We start from the raw sequence: 15,370 nt of genomic DNA, 5'->3' as shown, positions 1-15,370 counted from the left end.
TTTGAAAGATTGAGATATTGGAGAGACTATGTCCGAACATACTCAAGGACAAAAGCATTGTTCATTCTGCGGTAAAACGCAGTCTGAAGTCGGCAAGCTGATTGCTGGCGAAGACGCCTACATCTGTAATGAATGTGTAGACGTATGCTTGGATCTGGTTCAGACCAGTCAACAGGTAGAAACCAATGACTGGGCGAATCGTCCTTTGCCGAAACCGCATGAGATCCGTGCGGCGCTGGATCAATATGTAATTGGTCAGGACGTAGCGAAAAAGACGTTATCTGTTGCAGTATATAACCATTACAAGCGTTTAAAAGTGCAGACTAATGGTAAAAAAGCTGATGACAGCGTTGAAATTGCCAAAAGTAATATTTTGCTGGTCGGTCCAACAGGTTCGGGTAAAACCTTACTGGCACAGACACTTGCACGTCTTTTAGATGTACCTTTTGCGATGGCAGATGCAACGACCTTAACCGAAGCAGGTTATGTCGGTGAAGACGTTGAAAACATTGTACAAAAGCTATTGCAAAAAGCTGATTATGATGTCGAGAAAGCGCAAAAGGGTATTATCTATATCGATGAAATTGACAAGATTACCCGTAAGTCTGAAAACCCATCCATTACACGTGATGTATCGGGTGAAGGCGTACAGCAAGCGTTATTAAAAATGATCGAAGGTACGGTTGCTTCAATTCCACCACAAGGTGGCCGTAAGCACCCGCAGCAGGAATTCATTCAGATTGATACTTCAAATATCCTGTTTATCTGTGGTGGTGCATTCTCAGGACTTGAGAAAATTGTGCAGCAACGTCAGGAGAAGGGTGGTATCGGCTTTACTGCAGAAGTACGCAATAAAGAGGAAACCAAGAAGCTATCTGACCTGTTCCGCCAAGTTGAAGCAACTGACCTGGTGAAATTCGGTCTGATTCCAGAATTCATTGGTCGTCTGCCAGTAATCGCAACGCTGGATGAGCTGGATGAAGAAGCTTTGATGCAAATCCTGACTGAGCCAAAGAATGCTTTAACTCGTCAGTATAAGCATCTGTTCGATATGGAAAATGTAGACCTGGTCTTTGAAGATTCTGCATTACGCGCTGTGGCGAAAAAAGCCCTGGAACGTAATACAGGTGCGCGTGGTCTGCGTTCTATTCTTGAGAACTCATTGCTTGAAACCATGTATGACCTGCCAAGCCGTACCGATGTTGGTACTGTGGTAGTGAGTGAGGCTGTGATCAATGGCGAGGCTAAACCGGAATTCCGCCCGGAACGTCAGGCCGCTATTGAACCGACTGCTACTCCCAAGGCTGACTTAAAGGTAGTAAATAGCAAGTCTGCTTAACTGCTGTTCGTCTGAAACGTGCGAAAATGAACTGTTTTCGCACGTTTTTTATTTTCAAAAATAAATCACAATGTTAATCTCGTTTCTTAGGCGTGGACGCCTGATCATTCATATAAATTTATAAAAATGTACATAAAATAATAAAGACGCAGTGAGGGATAAGCATGCGTGGAGCCGCAATTGTACTCATCAGCAGTTTAGCCTTGATGGGGTGTCATTCGAAGCACGCTGTTCAGGAACAGCAACTGACATCAACACTGAAAAATATCGATCTGAACAAAAAACCGGGGTTTGTCGAGCAGCATAAGGTAGGCATGTTCACGATTGGTGGATGGGCCAATCAAAAGCTGGGTCAACGTTTTACACCAGTGAAGCCGCAGCATGAACAGGCGGCAATGGTTTACTTATATCGTCCAGATTCGAAATGGAACCGCCAGGAAATTGTGGCTGCCAGTATTTTTATCAATCAGGAACGTATTCCAAGCCTGTTGCATAATCATTATTATTGGGTGGAGCTGCCACCAGGTACGTATCGTCTGAGTACCAGCCGTCCGCTCGGTGCACTGCATTTCCAGAAACCGAAATATCTGGATTTTAGCGTGGAATCCGGCAAATCCTACTTCATTAAATATGATGAAGAAAATATAACGACTCGCCGTACAGCTACAGGTCCGCTAATGCTGATGCCTGAAACTGTTGGTTTAAATGAAATTGCATTTACCCAGCTTAAGTCGGATAGTTTTAATTTTGTTGCCCAAGATCAGGAAACGGGGAAAATTCGTAAAAAGGCACAGAAAATTGAAGCCATCGAATATGATCCGACTGAAGACGTACAACTGACTACCCCATTTAAGTTATGGGATCCGCGTACTTGGTAATTAAACTTTTATAGGAAAAGAGCGCAATAAAAAAGCACCCATCAAGGGTGCTTTTTTTGCAGATTAAATTAGCCTGCAGCAGCGTCAACTACTGGAATCTTACCAATTTTAGCTTGCCAGATTTTTGGTGCAGTTGCGTGTACAGAAGTACCGTTTACGTCAACCGCAACGGATACAGGCATGTCTTTCACCACGAACTTGTAGATTGCTTCCATACCAAGGTCAGCAAATGCAACCACTTCAGCTTCACGAATGGCTTTAGATACCAAGTATGCAGCACCACCCACAGCCATGAGGTAAGTCGCTTTGTTATCTTTGATGGCTTCAACAGCAGCAGGGCCACGATCCGCCTTACCAATCATGCCAAACATGCCAGTTGCTTCAAGGACTTGACGTGTAAATTTATCCATACGTGTAGCCGTGGTTGGACCAGCAGGACCTACAACTTCGTCGCCTACTGGATCTACAGGACCTACGTAGTAGATGAACTTGCCTTTAAGATCAACAGGAAGCTCTTCACCGTTGTTCAACATGTCAACCATACGTTTGTGAGCCGCGTCGCGACCTGTATAGATTGTACCGTTAAGAAGTAGGGTGTCGCCTGGTTTCCAAGCGTTCATTTCTTCTTGAGTAATCGTGTCTAGGTCAACACGTTTAGAAGAAGATGAATCCCAAGTAACAGAAGGATAGTCTTCAAGTTTCGGTGCAATAATGTTTGCAACACCTGAACCATCAAGCGTGAAGTGTGCGTGACGCGTTGCAGCACAGTTCGGAATCATGCCGACTGGTTTGCCCGCAGCGTGACATGGGTAATCTTTGATTTTGATGTCGAGAACAGTGGTTAAACCGCCAAGACCTTGTGCACCGATACCCAGAGCATTTACTTTTTCAAAGATTTCGATACGAAGTTCTTCAAGTTTATTTTGTGGACCACGACGAAGAAGTTCGTCCATGTTGATCTCTTCCATCAATGCTTCTTTTGCAAGCATCATGGCTTTTTCAGCAGTACCACCGATACCAATACCCAGCATACCTGGTGGACACCAGCCTGCACCCATTGTTGGAACAGTTTTTAGTACCCAATCTACGATTGAGTCAGATGGGTTAAGCATTGCCAGTTTAGATTTGTTTTCTGAGCCGCCACCTTTCGCTGCAACAGTAATGTCAACTTTATTACCTGGAACAAGTTTGTGGTAGATCACAGCAGGGGTGTTGTCTTTCGTATTCTTACGACCGAATGCAGGGTCAGCAAGTACAGACGCACGCAGGACATTAGAATTTTCTAGGTAACCTTGACGTACACCTTCGTTGATCGCATCGTCTAAGCTCATCGTTAAATCGAATTTAACGTCCATGCCCACTTCAACGAATACGTTTACGATACCGGTATCCTGGCAGATTGGGCGGTGGCCTTCTGCACACATACGAGAGTTAATTAAGATTTGCGCGATCGCATCTTTAGCCGCTTTGTTTTCTTCACGGTCATACGCACGACTCATCGCCTGGATGAAATCTTGTGGATGGTAGTAAGAAATGAACTGAAGCGCATCTTTAACCGATGTGATCAAGTCATCTTGCTTGATAATAGTTGTCATACAAAAATCTCTTGAGCGGGCTGATAGCTAGCGGGCTAAATTATATGACAAAACATAAAAGTTGTGGGACGTTTTACAAGGCTTTTGGGCGAAAGTTTAATGCGCGCTTATCTGCTTAGAGATAAAGTCTATCGTGTCATAATTTGAATAAAAAATGTCATAATAACTGTCATATTTCATGTTATAAAACTCAAAAAATAGTATTTATTTTTTTAAATACTTGAAATTTATAATTATTTTTAAAATAAAATACTTTGTATGTTGTCATATAACTGTCATAAAACTTTCGCATAATGCACACATCGAAACAAAGAGATCCTAAGACAATGGTTACAGGTATTTTGATGGCTAGCGGTTTTTGTGTATATATCGCGGCAACTTGGATGTACGGTCAAAAAGAAGATCAAGCCTAAGCTTAATCTTCTTTTTTTATGCCAAAAATTTATAAAAAAAAATTATTCCCATATTTCTCTAAACAGACAATCCCCTAAATCTTTCCATCAATTCGTTACGCTACTCACTTGTTGAAACACACTGTATTTTTATCATTACACTATTAACCCAGTAATACTTAAAGCCTGATAACCCTTACACACAGTCGAATTTTTATTGCCTAGACTGATTTCTCTCAACTTCTATTAATAATAGGGCAATTGTAATGACTACAGTAAATCCAAGTGACATCAAGGAACATGCATCAGTAATTGCTTCAGACGGAACACAAGTTGGAAAAGTGGACCATTTAGAAGGCCAAGATTCAATTAAATTAACAAGAAGTGATGACGAAAATAATGAGCATCATCTGATTCCGTTAAGTTGGGTCAGTGAAGTGAAAGGCGATCAGGTCATTTTGAATAAAGCGGCAGATGATGTCCGTAATGAATGGACCACGATGTAAGTCAAACTACTTTTCTTGAACTGATATCTCTTTCTATAAGAGTGATAAGAAAAGCAAATGATTTATCAAAGAATGCCAGTCAAATTGACTGGCATTCTTATATATGCAATTTTTAAGAACTGAAAACAAAAACCATCCACTGTGTCCATTGAATGATGAAAGCACAGATAGAGAATGGGGTTGGCAGGTTAGTGAGTTGCTTTAATCATTAATATTTTATTAATAGATAGTAAATTCGATTTTCATAGATTAATTTAAAAGGTAACTCTAAAATAAAGAGCGCGAATGAAAATCATAAATTGTATAATCTTATGAGGGATGAATGAAAAAGGGATCATCGATTACACGAGTATTGGATATTGTAGAAGCAATTTCTACAGCAAAGCATCCTCCAACTCCCTTGGATTTGTCCATTCAACTTGATATCCCTAAGCCTAGTATTCATCGACTGTTGCAGACATTAGAACAGGAAGGTTTTGTTACCTATGATATGTATGGTGGTTATATTATTGCCGACCGTACCTATAAGATGCTGATATGCACATGGGAACAAGAGTCTCGAAAAGTTGAACGACTGGCGATTCTTCAGAAATTATCCAATCAGATTAATGAAACTTGTGGGATTGCTATTTTAAATAATAATCAGATGCTTTATACCGACCGTGTACAAACCAACTGGCCATTACAAATTTACTTACCTGTAGGCTCAGAAGTACCTTTATGGTGTACCTCGAGTGGAAAATTATTTTTAAGTTATCAGCCGAAAAATAAACGTAAAAATATTGTTGAGCATTTACCTATTACTCAACTTACTAAAAATACGATCACTAATCCTGAACTTTTAGAACAAAACTTGGAAGAAATTTTTAATAAAAAATTAGGAACAGATAATGAGGAGTTTGTTGCGGGTATGGTGGCTTGCTCTGTACCTATTCAAAAAAATGACAATATTGTAGCCTGCTTATACACTCATGCACCCACAATAAGAAAATCATTAGATGATTTGCTAGCATTTGAGCCATTATTAAGAAGTGCAGCACATGAACTGAGTAAACTTATTGAAGATAAAGAATAAAAATGAGCAAATCTTTAGAAGATTTGCTCATTCGTAGAGGTGAATAGTTGAAATTAATTTAAGGTTGGCATAGAGAATTGCGCACCTTCTCTAATATTGGCAGATGGCCAACGTTGCGTGATTGTCTTACGGCGGGTATAGAAACGAGCACCGTCCGGACCATAAGCGTGTAAATCACCAAATAATGATCTTTTCCATCCCCCGAAACTGTGTGATGCAACTGGTACTGGTAGTGGGATATTAATCCCTACCATCCCAACTTGAATGTGGTCTGAGAAATAACGTGCAGCTTCACCATCACGAGTATAGATACAGGTCCCATTCCCGTATTCATGTTGATCAATCAGGTCCATCGCTTCTTGCATGGTATTTACTCGCAAGATTTGTAACACGGGGCCAAAAATTTCTTCTTTATAGCTCACCATGTCTGAACGTACCTGATCAATGAGTGTAGGTCCTACATAGAAACCATTTTCATAGCCTTCAGGGGCTACCTGACGGCCATCTACTACAATAGTGGCACCTTGCTGTTCTGCACTATCGATATAGCCAATTACTTTAGCTTTATGTTGAGCGGTAATCACTGCACCAAAATCATTACTTTTGTCAGAAAAATGACCGAATTTTAATTTTTGAATCTCATTTTTTAATTTTTCAATAACTTGATCAGCAATTTCATCACCTACTGCGACAGCTACTGATAAAGCCATGCAGCGCTCACCAGATGAACCAAATGCAGCACCAAGCAAAGAGCTAACGACATTATCTATATCAGCATCAGGCATAATAATGGCATGATTTTTTGCTCCGCCTAGAGCCTGACAGCGTTTGCCTTGTGAAGTAGCAGTTGTATAAATGTATTCAGCAATTGGGGTAGAACCTACAAAGCTGATCGCTTGTACACGAGGATCATATAATAAGGTATCTACCGCTTCTTTATCTCCATTTACAACATTTAATACGCCATCTGGTAAACCAGCCTCTTTTAAAAGTTGGGCAATAAATAGTGTAGAAGATGGATCTCGTTCTGAAGGTTTCAGTATAAAAGTGTTCCCACATACAATTGCCATTGGGAACATCCACAGTGGAACCATAACAGGGAAGTTAAATGGTGTAATGCCCGCAACCACACCCAAAGGCTGCATTTCACTCCAGGAATCAATATTAGGTCCTACGTTTTTACTGTATTCGCCTTTTAGGAATTCAGGAGCACCACAGGCATATTCTACATTTTCAATACCACGTTGTAGTTCACCTGCTGCATCATGAACTATTTTACCGTGTTCACTACCGATCAGCTCGCAGATTTTATCTGCATTTTTCTCAAGTAATTCTTTAAATTTAAACATTACCCGAGCACGTTTGAGTACAGGTGTGTTACGCCATTCTGGAAAAGCGGCTTCTGCAGCAGCAATGGCCTGTTCGACTGTTTGCTTACTTGCAATCGCAACTTCATTTTCTGAAGTACCAGTTGATGGATTAAAAACTGGTTGAGTGCGATGAGATTCTAAGCAAGTTTCACCATTAATAAAATGTCCGATAGTTGTCATAATCTAATTCCTTAAATAAATATGATTAGGTGAATTTTTGAATGCTGAATTACCAAAGCTTGTTATAAAGTTCGACCATTTCTGGAATAGAGGGTACACGTGGGTTATTACCTGGTGAGCCAGAAGCTAAAGCCTGTTCTGCCATAGTCTGAACGACTTCATCAAAATATGTCTTTTCAACTCCAAATTCCGCAAGAGTAGGAACTTGTAGTTCTTGATTGATTTGAATAAGTGCAGATACTAATTTCTGGTTGGCCACATCATCATGATCATCAATATGTGCGACCCCAATGGCACGGGCACAATTAGCATAGCGTTCAGATGCAGCTGCAATTGAGTATTCAGTAATCATGGGTAATAACATGGCATTGGAAAGGCCATGGGGTACATGGAAAAAAGCACCTAATGGTCGACTCATACCGTGAACGAGAGCCACGGAGGCATTTGAAAAGGCGATACCGGCCAAGGTAGATCCAAGCATCATGCTTTCTCGCGCAAGTTCATTGCTTGGTTCCTGGTAGACACGTTGTAAGTTAGGACCGATCAAACGCATAGCAGCGATAGCCTGTGCATCACTATAAGGACTTGCTTTTTTACTCACATAAGCTTCTATGGCGTGGGTTAAAGCATCAATACCTGTATCTGCTGTTGTCCGGGCAGGTAAAGACATAGTTAATTGATAGTCTACGATCGCAGCAATAGGGAGAAAGCCTATTCCCGCACAGAGCATTTTTTCACTTGTTGTATCATTGGTAATAATCGTAAAACGTGTACATTCAGAGCCGGTACCAGCTGTCGTTGGAATGGCAATAATAGGCAAACCTGTTTCATTGACCTGGCGAGGAAATTTATAGTCATGAATCTCACCACCAAACTTTCCCAAGATACTAATAGCTTTGGCACTATCAATTGGACTACCACCGCCAACTGCGATAATTGAATCATATTGACTTGATCTAACTTTGACTACACCTGCTTCAATAGAGCCCGATGTCGGTTCTGGGATAGTTTCATCAAAATATTCAGATGTAATATTTGCCTCATTGAGAATATTCTGGATTTCTGAAACATAACCCAGCGAGACCATCACTTTATCTGTGATAATAAGTGGCTTGCTGCATCCTATGGTTTTTAATATTTCTGGGAGTTTAAATCTTGAGTTTTTACCAATTTCCATAATTCTTGGTAAATTAATAGTATGGGTCATTCATATCTTCCTTTATTAATAACTTTCCAACTTGTTTTAGAAAGAACCAAACATTGTTCCAAGTGTAATAACACCAGTCAGTGCAATTAATGGAATAATGACTGCGACGACAAACATGTCGTAATAGGATTGTTTATGTGTCAGTCCACATAAAGTAATAATGGTAATCACCGCGCCGTTGTGAGGGAGAGAGTCTAGTGCACCAGAAGCCATGGAGGCGACACGATGCATAAGTTCTGGATTGATTCCGAATTCAGTTGCCAAATTCATATAGGTTTCACCCATCGTATTTAAGGCAATACTCAAACCACCAGAAGCAGAACCTGTAATACCGGCTAAGACATTAATTACGATTGCTTCTGAGATCAGAGGGTTATGAGGTGCAAGCCCTACAAGAAAGTCTCTAAGAATGAGGAAGCCAGCTAAGGAAGCGATAACTGAGCCATAACCTACTTCTGATGCTGTGTTAAAAATAGGCAAGAAAGAAGAAGATACACCTTGTTGTAATGACTCTTTAACATCAGCAATCCTGTTCCAGTTACAGAAAATAATAGTTAAACAGGCAAGTACTAAGGCGCAGATAATGGCCCATAAACCAACAACAGAGTTAAGAGAGGTATTACCAAATTTATCTGTGGCTAAATATGAAACGTCAAGCTGAGGTAAGATCAATTTAGTTAAAACAAGGTTTGCCACAATCACCACAATAATTGGGACAAATGCGATCATCAAGCTAGGACCTGCTTGGTGACGCGGGCCTTGATGATGTTCTATATGATTCCCATAGCCCTCATTATTTGCAGCAGCATGCGCAATTCTGCGATTAAGCCACCACATACCTGCAATTAGCATAAAGATTGAGGAAATTATTCCCAAACCAGGTGCTGCATAAAGATCTGTTCCAAAGAAAGGCATTGGAATAGCATTCTGAATCGCTGGTGTGCCTGGTAATGCAGTCATTGTAAAGGTCAATGCGCCTAACATGATTGCACCTGGAATCAACCGTTTAGGGATATTTAGTTCTCTAAATAATGCGGCTGCAATTGGAAAGACGGCAAAACCAACAACAAACAGCGAAACCCCGCCATATGTCAGTACTGCGCATGACAATACAATTGAAAGCATTGCACGGTGATGACCTAATTTATTTACAAAGAAGTTAGCAATAGTATTTGCTGAACCCGAGTCATCCATTAATTTCCCGAAAATAGCGCCAAGTAAAAACAACGGGAAATATTTGATGATGTAACCACCGAGGCCAGTCATAAAAACTTGTGAGTAAAACCCGAGTAATTCATGACTATACCCACTCCAAAGCACGGCAAATAATGCTAAAGCAGGTGCCAAAATAATTACGCTAAATCCTTTATATGCTAGATACATGAGCAATATTAAGGATAAGACAATTCCTATTAGTCCTATCATGGGCACACATCCTGTCTATTTTAAATATTCTTATAATTTCCATATAATGATACGATTCGTATCATTATTGATGTATATAATTTATGCAAAAGGAAGTCAAGCTCTTTTAGTAATGTATTTCTATTACTAAACAAAATTATTAATAGATGAATTTTTACATGAAAAATAAATATATGTTTTAAATACAAAATTATTTAAACAGAATAAAAAACCACCCTTATGGGTGGTTTTAAAAATTTAGAATATATCTATTGACCTTGCTGATCTGCCTGAATCGCAGTGAGTGCAATAGTAAATACGATATCATCCACCAAAGCACCCCGTGACAAGTCATTTACTGGCTTATTCAGGCCTTGCAACATTGGACCAACACTCACCACATTTGCTGCGCGTTGCACCGCTTTATAAGTAGTGTTACCGGTATTTAAATCCGGGAAGATGAAGACATTGGCACGACCAGCTACTTGGGAGTCTGGTGCTTTTTGACGACCTACACTTTCAACCGATGCAGCATCATATTGCAATGGACCATCAATCAACAGGTCAGGGCGACGTTCCTTGGCAATACGGGTAGCTTCTGCCACTTTCTGTACATCAGCACCGGCACCAGAAGTTCCAGTAGAGTAAGAAATCATGGCAATACGTGGGTCAATACCAAAAGCTTTTGCCGAGTCAGCAGACTGGATGGCAATTTCTGCCAGTTGCGCAGCATCCGGATCCGGATTAATCGCGCAGTCACCATACACATATACTTCATCTGGTAACAGCATAAAGAACACCGAAGAAACCAGTGAATAATCTGGCGCAGTCTTAATCAGCTGGAAGGCTGGACGCACAGTATTCGCAGTAGTGTGAACTGCACCAGATACCAGGCCATCCACCTGATCAAGTGCCAGCATCATCGTACCTAAAACAACAGTATCCTGCAGTTGTTCTTTGGCTTGCAGTTCATTCAGCTTGCCTTTACGCAGCGTTACCATTTTTTCGACATAGTCGTCTCGAATCAGGTCAGGATCGACAATTTCTAAACCTTCTGGCAATTCAATGCCACGTGCTTTGGCAACTTCCAGTACAGCTTCAGGTTTCGCCAGCAGAATACAATGCGCAATACCACGTGACTGACAGATAGCCGCGGCCTGAATGGTGCGTGGCTCATCACCTTCAGGTAGCACAATGCGTTTTTTTGCTGCAATCGATTTCTGTACCAATTCATGACGGAAAGCAGAAGGAGACAGGCGTGGCTTGTAGGTGCCATTTAGCATCTGAATCAGCCAGTCTGGATTGATATGGCTAGATACAAAACGGGTAACCTGATCAGCACGTTCTGTATCATCAACTGGAATTTCATTGCCAAGATTGGCCAGCTTCTGCGCAGTTTCAAATGTGCTTAATGGGGTATGTAAAATTGGCAGGCCATGTTTAATTGCAGACTGGCAGAAACCTAGCACCTGTTCGTTTGGCTGATGTTGCTCAGTCAGGACTAACCCCGCCAGTGGAATACCATTACAGCTCGCCAGGCTACTTGCCAGTAGCACATCGACCCGGTCAGAGGCAGTAATGATCAGTTCACCCGCGACAAATTTATGCAGTTCATGTTCAATGCTGGATGCAATCAGGCTGCTGTGCTGAACACGGCGTTGAGCCGCTTCACCTTGATGGATCCATAGCGCAGAAATATGTGCAGCCAGATCAGACATACGTGGCACGCTCAGGGTTTTACTAAACGGAACCAAGCCAATCACTGGAAGTTTGTCAGAGCCGATATATGGATGGGTTTTCTGAATAGCGTGTACAAACTGTTCAGTTTCAGCAGTCAGACGCAGTTCTGGATCAATGGTCACTGGAATCTGGGCAGATTCTTCAGGTAAGCCTTTGGTACGCATGAACAGGATACTAGACAGGCGTGTTGAGCTTGCACCACCAAAATTGCGAATCTGATTTTCAACTTTTTCTGCTGTTTGCACTGGATGACGGATATCGGCATTGCTGACAATAACGACTTTGGCATCGAGCGCCTGAGCCAGAGAAGCATTCAGTTCATCGACAAAGCTGTCACGACCATTTGGCACTACACCTTCTACAATAATCAGGTCGTGATTGCGGGCAATTTCACGATGCAGACGCACGGCATCTTCTAGAAGTTCATCCTGCTCGCCATGACTGAGACGTTGCATCATTGTGTTATAGCTGATGGGTTCCACAGTCTTTGCATTGGAGATATGGCGATACAGGGCAGTGGTACGATCTGCCGTATCCGTAATTTCCTGAGAAAATGGTTTAACAAAACCAGCCTTTACACCTTGGCATTCCAGTGCGTAAATCAGGCCTAAGCATGCTGACGTTAAACCAACGCCTTCCCCAGTCGGAACTAATAGAATGGTCTTCATAGCGTATTCAAATATCTAAAATCAAATAGAAGGTATAGGAATCCTACGCTTGCTCAAGCAAGCGTAGCCTCAGGTTCAGACTTTTTTGCAGTGGTGTTCTCCACTTCCTGCTCAACCACGCTGTGGGTTTCTTTGGCGATACGGCCTTCTTCATCAGTTGGTACGACCCAGATTTGTGGGCCTGTACCATTATCGATGCGACCTTCAGTACCACGCTTTAATACATTATTAGCATCTTTATCGAGATTGAAGCCAAAATGTGGCAGGTAAGCCATAGTTTTTTCACGGATATAAGCTGAGTTTTCACCGATACCACCTGTGAAGAACAGACCATCAAGACGCGGTAGACCACAGCTTAAAGCAGCCAGTGATTTTGCTAGACGGTAGCAGAATACTTCAATTGCAAGCGTTGCATCTTCATTGCCATTTTCAGAAGCTTCGATCAGCGTACGCATGTCATTAGACAGATTGTCTGATAAACCGAGCAAGCCACTTTCTTTGTTTAGCATTCTGTCAATTTTATAGACGTCCCAGCCCAGATTCGCTGCCAGGAAGCTATGCAGACTTGGGTCAACATCACCACTACGGGTGCCCATTACCAGACCTTCCAGTGGAGTCAGGCCCATAGAAGTATCTACACTTTGCCCATTCCATACGGCACAGGTCGAACTTCCATTACCCAGATGTGCTGTTAACCAGCCACCTTGTTTAAAGCTGCCAGCCAGTTCAGAACCGCGCTCAGATACATAAGCATGGCTGGTACCATGGAAACCGTAGCGACGAACGCCAAAGTCAGCGTAAAGGAATTTAGGCACAGCATAACGGTAAGCATGTGCTGGCATGGTTTGATGGAATGCGGTATCGAATACTGCAACCTGTGGCAGATCCGGGAACAGGCGTTGCGTTGCTTCAATTCCAATCAGGTGTGCTGGATTATGTAGCGGTGCAAGCGGGGTAGCTTCACGAATTTTTTCAATAATTTCATCATTGATCAGTTCGGCTTTAGTCAAGCTGCCGCCGTGTACCACACGGTGACCAATCGCATCTGGTTTATAATTGGCTAGACGCTCCAGACCAACTTCCAGTGCTTTTTTATGATCTGCAAATGGGATATGGATGTCTACCGGTTCATTACCGACAGTCACACCTTTAATACGGGCATTTTCTGTGCCTAAGTTCTCAGCTAAGCCGTGAATACGGAAATTCTGTTCTTCAAGTAATAAGGCAAACTTGATTGAAGAAGAGCCACAATTAATAACTAATACTGATTTAGACACGATTGTTTACCCGATTCTAATTAAAATTCTCATCTATTTGATTGATCTATTTTGTGCGCCTAGGCGATGCAATTTAGATCAGTGATGCAGTTGTAACATGCGATATTTTTCTGTCCTAGATAGACTTTAGGTGATTAGACTTAAGCACTATCGATCATTTTGCCAGTTATAATTAAAATTTATCAGTTCATCGTTTTCATTTATCAATGAAATAGTAGTAAAAGCACACCTCATTCAAAATAGCGTTGAGCCAATAAACCTTATAAAGCACGCTAAACAGATTCACTTTTTATAGTTTATACATTGAATTGCTGGAAATTTAAACAAGCTACAAATTTCCAAAGATAATCTTCATAAAAGGTGACCTGAAGGTTCACTGAGCTGTTTTTTTATTTTCTTCATTCACTTCTATAAAAAATCAGCCCTGCGCGAACAGAGCTGAAAATGATTTTTTACTGCATTGTTATTGACGAATCTGGCCGTCACCAAATACGATCCATTTCTGTGAAGTCAGACCTTCAAGGCCAACCGGACCACGGGCATGAATCTTGTCGGTTGAAATACCAATTTCCGCACCGAGACCATATTCAAAGCCATCAGCAAAGCGGGTAGAGGCGTTAATCATTACCGAGCTTGAATCCACACCAGCTAAAAATTCGCGCGCAATACTGTAGTTTTCAGTGATGATTGAATCGGTATGATGTGAACCATATTTATTGATATGTTCAATCGCTTCTTCAACGCCAGAAACCACCTTAACTGCCAGGATCGGACCAAGATATTCGGTATACCAGTCTTCTTCTGAAGCAGGTACTGCATTTTCCAGAATACGGCGAGTTGCAGGACAACCACGCAGTTCTACCTGCTTTTCTTCATAAAGTTCGGCAATACGTGGCAGGAACTCTTCCGCAACTTTTTCATCGACCAGCAAAGTTTCCATGGCATTACATACACCATAGCGATGAGTTTTAGCATTCAGGGCAATAGGTAAGGCTTTGAGCAAGTCTGCCTGTGCTTCTACATAAACATGACAATTACCGTCAAGATGCTTAATTACTGGTACACGCGCATCATTGGTAATGCGTTCAATCAGGCCCTTACCACCACGAGGCACAATCACATCGACATATTCAGACATGGTAATCAGCTGACCCACTGCTGCACGGTCTGTGGTATTGATCACTTGCACAGCTGCTTCTGGTAAGCCTGAAACCTGCAAGCCGTGCTGAATCGCTTTGGCAATGGCCTGGTTAGATTCAAGTGCTTCCGAACCACCACGTAAAATAATGGCATTACCAGATTTCAGTGCTAAAGATGCTGCTTCCAAGGTCACGTTTGGACGTGATTCATAGATCATGCCGACTACGCCCAGAGGTACGCGCATTTTACCCAGCTGAATACCAGATGGACGATAGGCCATATCGGTAATTTCACCAATCGGATCGACCAGGCTAATCACATCATTTAAGCCCTGTAGCATGCCTTTGAAGCGTGCGGGAGTCAGTTCTAAGCGATCGAGGAGAGCACTGTCCAGATTATTGCTATGCGCTTTGGCCATATCAATCTGATTGGCAGCCAAAATCGCAGCTTCACTGTTTTTTAAAGCAGTATAAATTGCTGACAATGCATCATTTTTTGTTTGGGTGGACGCACGCGCCAAGACGCGTGAAGCCTGACGAGCCTGCTGTCCTACCGTTTGCATATATTGTTCAATAGACTCTTGCATAGCGGTTCGATCA

At 41.8% G+C, this 15,370-nt stretch carries 11 protein-coding genes; 4 read left to right on the top strand and 7 right to left on the bottom strand.

What is annotated here, in order from left to right:
- The first annotated feature begins 28 nt into the window (after positions 1-28).
- A complete protein-coding gene (gene clpX / locus ACTJIX_RS04130) occupies positions 29-1,339 on the top strand; it encodes an ATP-dependent protease ATP-binding subunit ClpX (RefSeq protein WP_005220905.1) in 1,311 nt (436 codons plus the stop codon).
- A 164-nt stretch (positions 1,340-1,503) separates the two neighbouring features.
- The gene (locus ACTJIX_RS04125; RefSeq protein WP_440611199.1) at positions 1,504-2,217 is read left to right on the top strand and encodes a DUF2846 domain-containing protein; all 714 of its coding nucleotides are present in this window, start codon (positions 1,504-1,506) and stop codon (positions 2,215-2,217) included.
- 68 nt (positions 2,218-2,285) lie between these two features.
- On the opposite strand, the gene ACTJIX_RS04120 is transcribed toward ACTJIX_RS04125, so the two are convergent.
- On the bottom strand, positions 2,286-3,812 hold the full coding sequence (locus ACTJIX_RS04120) for a fumarate hydratase (protein WP_008302017.1): 1,527 nt from the start codon (positions 3,810-3,812) through the stop codon (positions 2,286-2,288).
- A 658-nt stretch (positions 3,813-4,470) separates the two neighbouring features.
- On the opposite strand from ACTJIX_RS04120, the gene ACTJIX_RS04115 reads away from it, so the two are divergent.
- Entirely contained in the window at positions 4,471-4,710 is a 240-nt protein-coding gene (locus ACTJIX_RS04115) for a DUF2171 domain-containing protein (protein WP_004813194.1), read from the top strand.
- 322 nt (positions 4,711-5,032) lie between these two features.
- Positions 5,033-5,785, top strand: a complete 753-nt coding sequence (locus ACTJIX_RS04110) for an IclR family transcriptional regulator (protein ID WP_103800308.1) — start codon at positions 5,033-5,035, stop codon at positions 5,783-5,785.
- A 53-nt stretch (positions 5,786-5,838) separates the two neighbouring features.
- On the opposite strand, the gene ACTJIX_RS04105 is transcribed toward ACTJIX_RS04110, so the two are convergent.
- The 6 genes from ACTJIX_RS04105 to ACTJIX_RS04080 form a co-directional block, all read right to left on the bottom strand.
- Complete coding sequence (locus tag ACTJIX_RS04105; RefSeq protein WP_103800309.1) at positions 5,839-7,335, bottom strand: CoA-acylating methylmalonate-semialdehyde dehydrogenase; 1,497 nt, start codon at positions 7,333-7,335, stop codon at positions 5,839-5,841.
- Positions 7,336-7,384: 49 nt separating this feature from the next.
- Positions 7,385-8,542 (bottom strand): iron-containing alcohol dehydrogenase, encoded by a 1,158-nt coding sequence (locus ACTJIX_RS04100; protein ID WP_103800310.1) that lies wholly within the window; start codon positions 8,540-8,542, stop codon positions 7,385-7,387.
- 36 nt (positions 8,543-8,578) lie between these two features.
- Positions 8,579-9,967, bottom strand: a complete 1,389-nt coding sequence (locus ACTJIX_RS04095) for a GntP family permease (protein ID WP_004890141.1) — start codon at positions 9,965-9,967, stop codon at positions 8,579-8,581.
- Between the two features lie 248 nt (positions 9,968-10,215).
- Positions 10,216-12,354 carry a phosphate acetyltransferase gene (gene pta, locus ACTJIX_RS04090; protein ID WP_440611198.1) on the bottom strand — a complete coding sequence of 713 codons (2,139 nt, stop codon included), beginning with the start codon at positions 12,352-12,354 and terminating at the stop codon, positions 10,216-10,218.
- A 53-nt stretch (positions 12,355-12,407) separates the two neighbouring features.
- Positions 12,408-13,631: an acetate/propionate family kinase gene (locus ACTJIX_RS04085; RefSeq protein ID WP_076753041.1), complete on the bottom strand. Its 1,224-nt coding sequence runs from the start codon at positions 13,629-13,631 to the stop codon at positions 12,408-12,410.
- A gap of 463 nt (positions 13,632-14,094) precedes the next feature.
- The gene (locus ACTJIX_RS04080) at positions 14,095-15,357 is read right to left on the bottom strand and encodes a glutamate-5-semialdehyde dehydrogenase (protein WP_004813189.1); all 1,263 of its coding nucleotides are present in this window, start codon (positions 15,355-15,357) and stop codon (positions 14,095-14,097) included.
- Positions 15,358-15,370: the final 13 nt, after the last annotated feature.

It is taken from the genome of Acinetobacter sp. 22323, assembly GCF_052044895.1.
GTDB lineage: Bacteria > Pseudomonadota > Gammaproteobacteria > Pseudomonadales > Moraxellaceae > Acinetobacter > Acinetobacter schindleri.
This window is presented reverse-complemented; position numbering and strand designations above follow the sequence as displayed.

Bases quoted from the DNA above. Each gene is read 5' to 3' on its own strand.
- clpX (WP_005220905.1), top strand. From the start codon at position 29: ATGTCCGAACATACTCAAGGACAAAAGCATTGTTCATTCTGCGGTAAA.
- ACTJIX_RS04125 (WP_440611199.1), top strand. From the start codon at position 1,504: ATGCGTGGAGCCGCAATTGTACTCATCAGCAGTTTAGCCTTGATGGGG.
- ACTJIX_RS04120 (WP_008302017.1), bottom strand. From the start codon at position 3,812: ATGACAACTATTATCAAGCAAGATGACTTGATCACATCGGTTAAAGAT.
- ACTJIX_RS04115 (WP_004813194.1), top strand. From the start codon at position 4,471: ATGACTACAGTAAATCCAAGTGACATCAAGGAACATGCATCAGTAATT.
- ACTJIX_RS04110 (WP_103800308.1), top strand. From the start codon at position 5,033: ATGAAAAAGGGATCATCGATTACACGAGTATTGGATATTGTAGAAGCA.
- ACTJIX_RS04105 (WP_103800309.1), bottom strand. From the start codon at position 7,335: ATGACAACTATCGGACATTTTATTAATGGTGAAACTTGCTTAGAATCT.
- ACTJIX_RS04100 (WP_103800310.1), bottom strand. From the start codon at position 8,542: ATGACCCATACTATTAATTTACCAAGAATTATGGAAATTGGTAAAAAC.
- ACTJIX_RS04095 (WP_004890141.1), bottom strand. From the start codon at position 9,967: ATGATAGGACTAATAGGAATTGTCTTATCCTTAATATTGCTCATGTAT.
- pta (WP_440611198.1), bottom strand. From the start codon at position 12,354: ATGAAGACCATTCTATTAGTTCCGACTGGGGAAGGCGTTGGTTTAACG.
- ACTJIX_RS04080 (WP_004813189.1), bottom strand. From the start codon at position 15,357: ATGCAAGAGTCTATTGAACAATATATGCAAACGGTAGGACAGCAGGCT.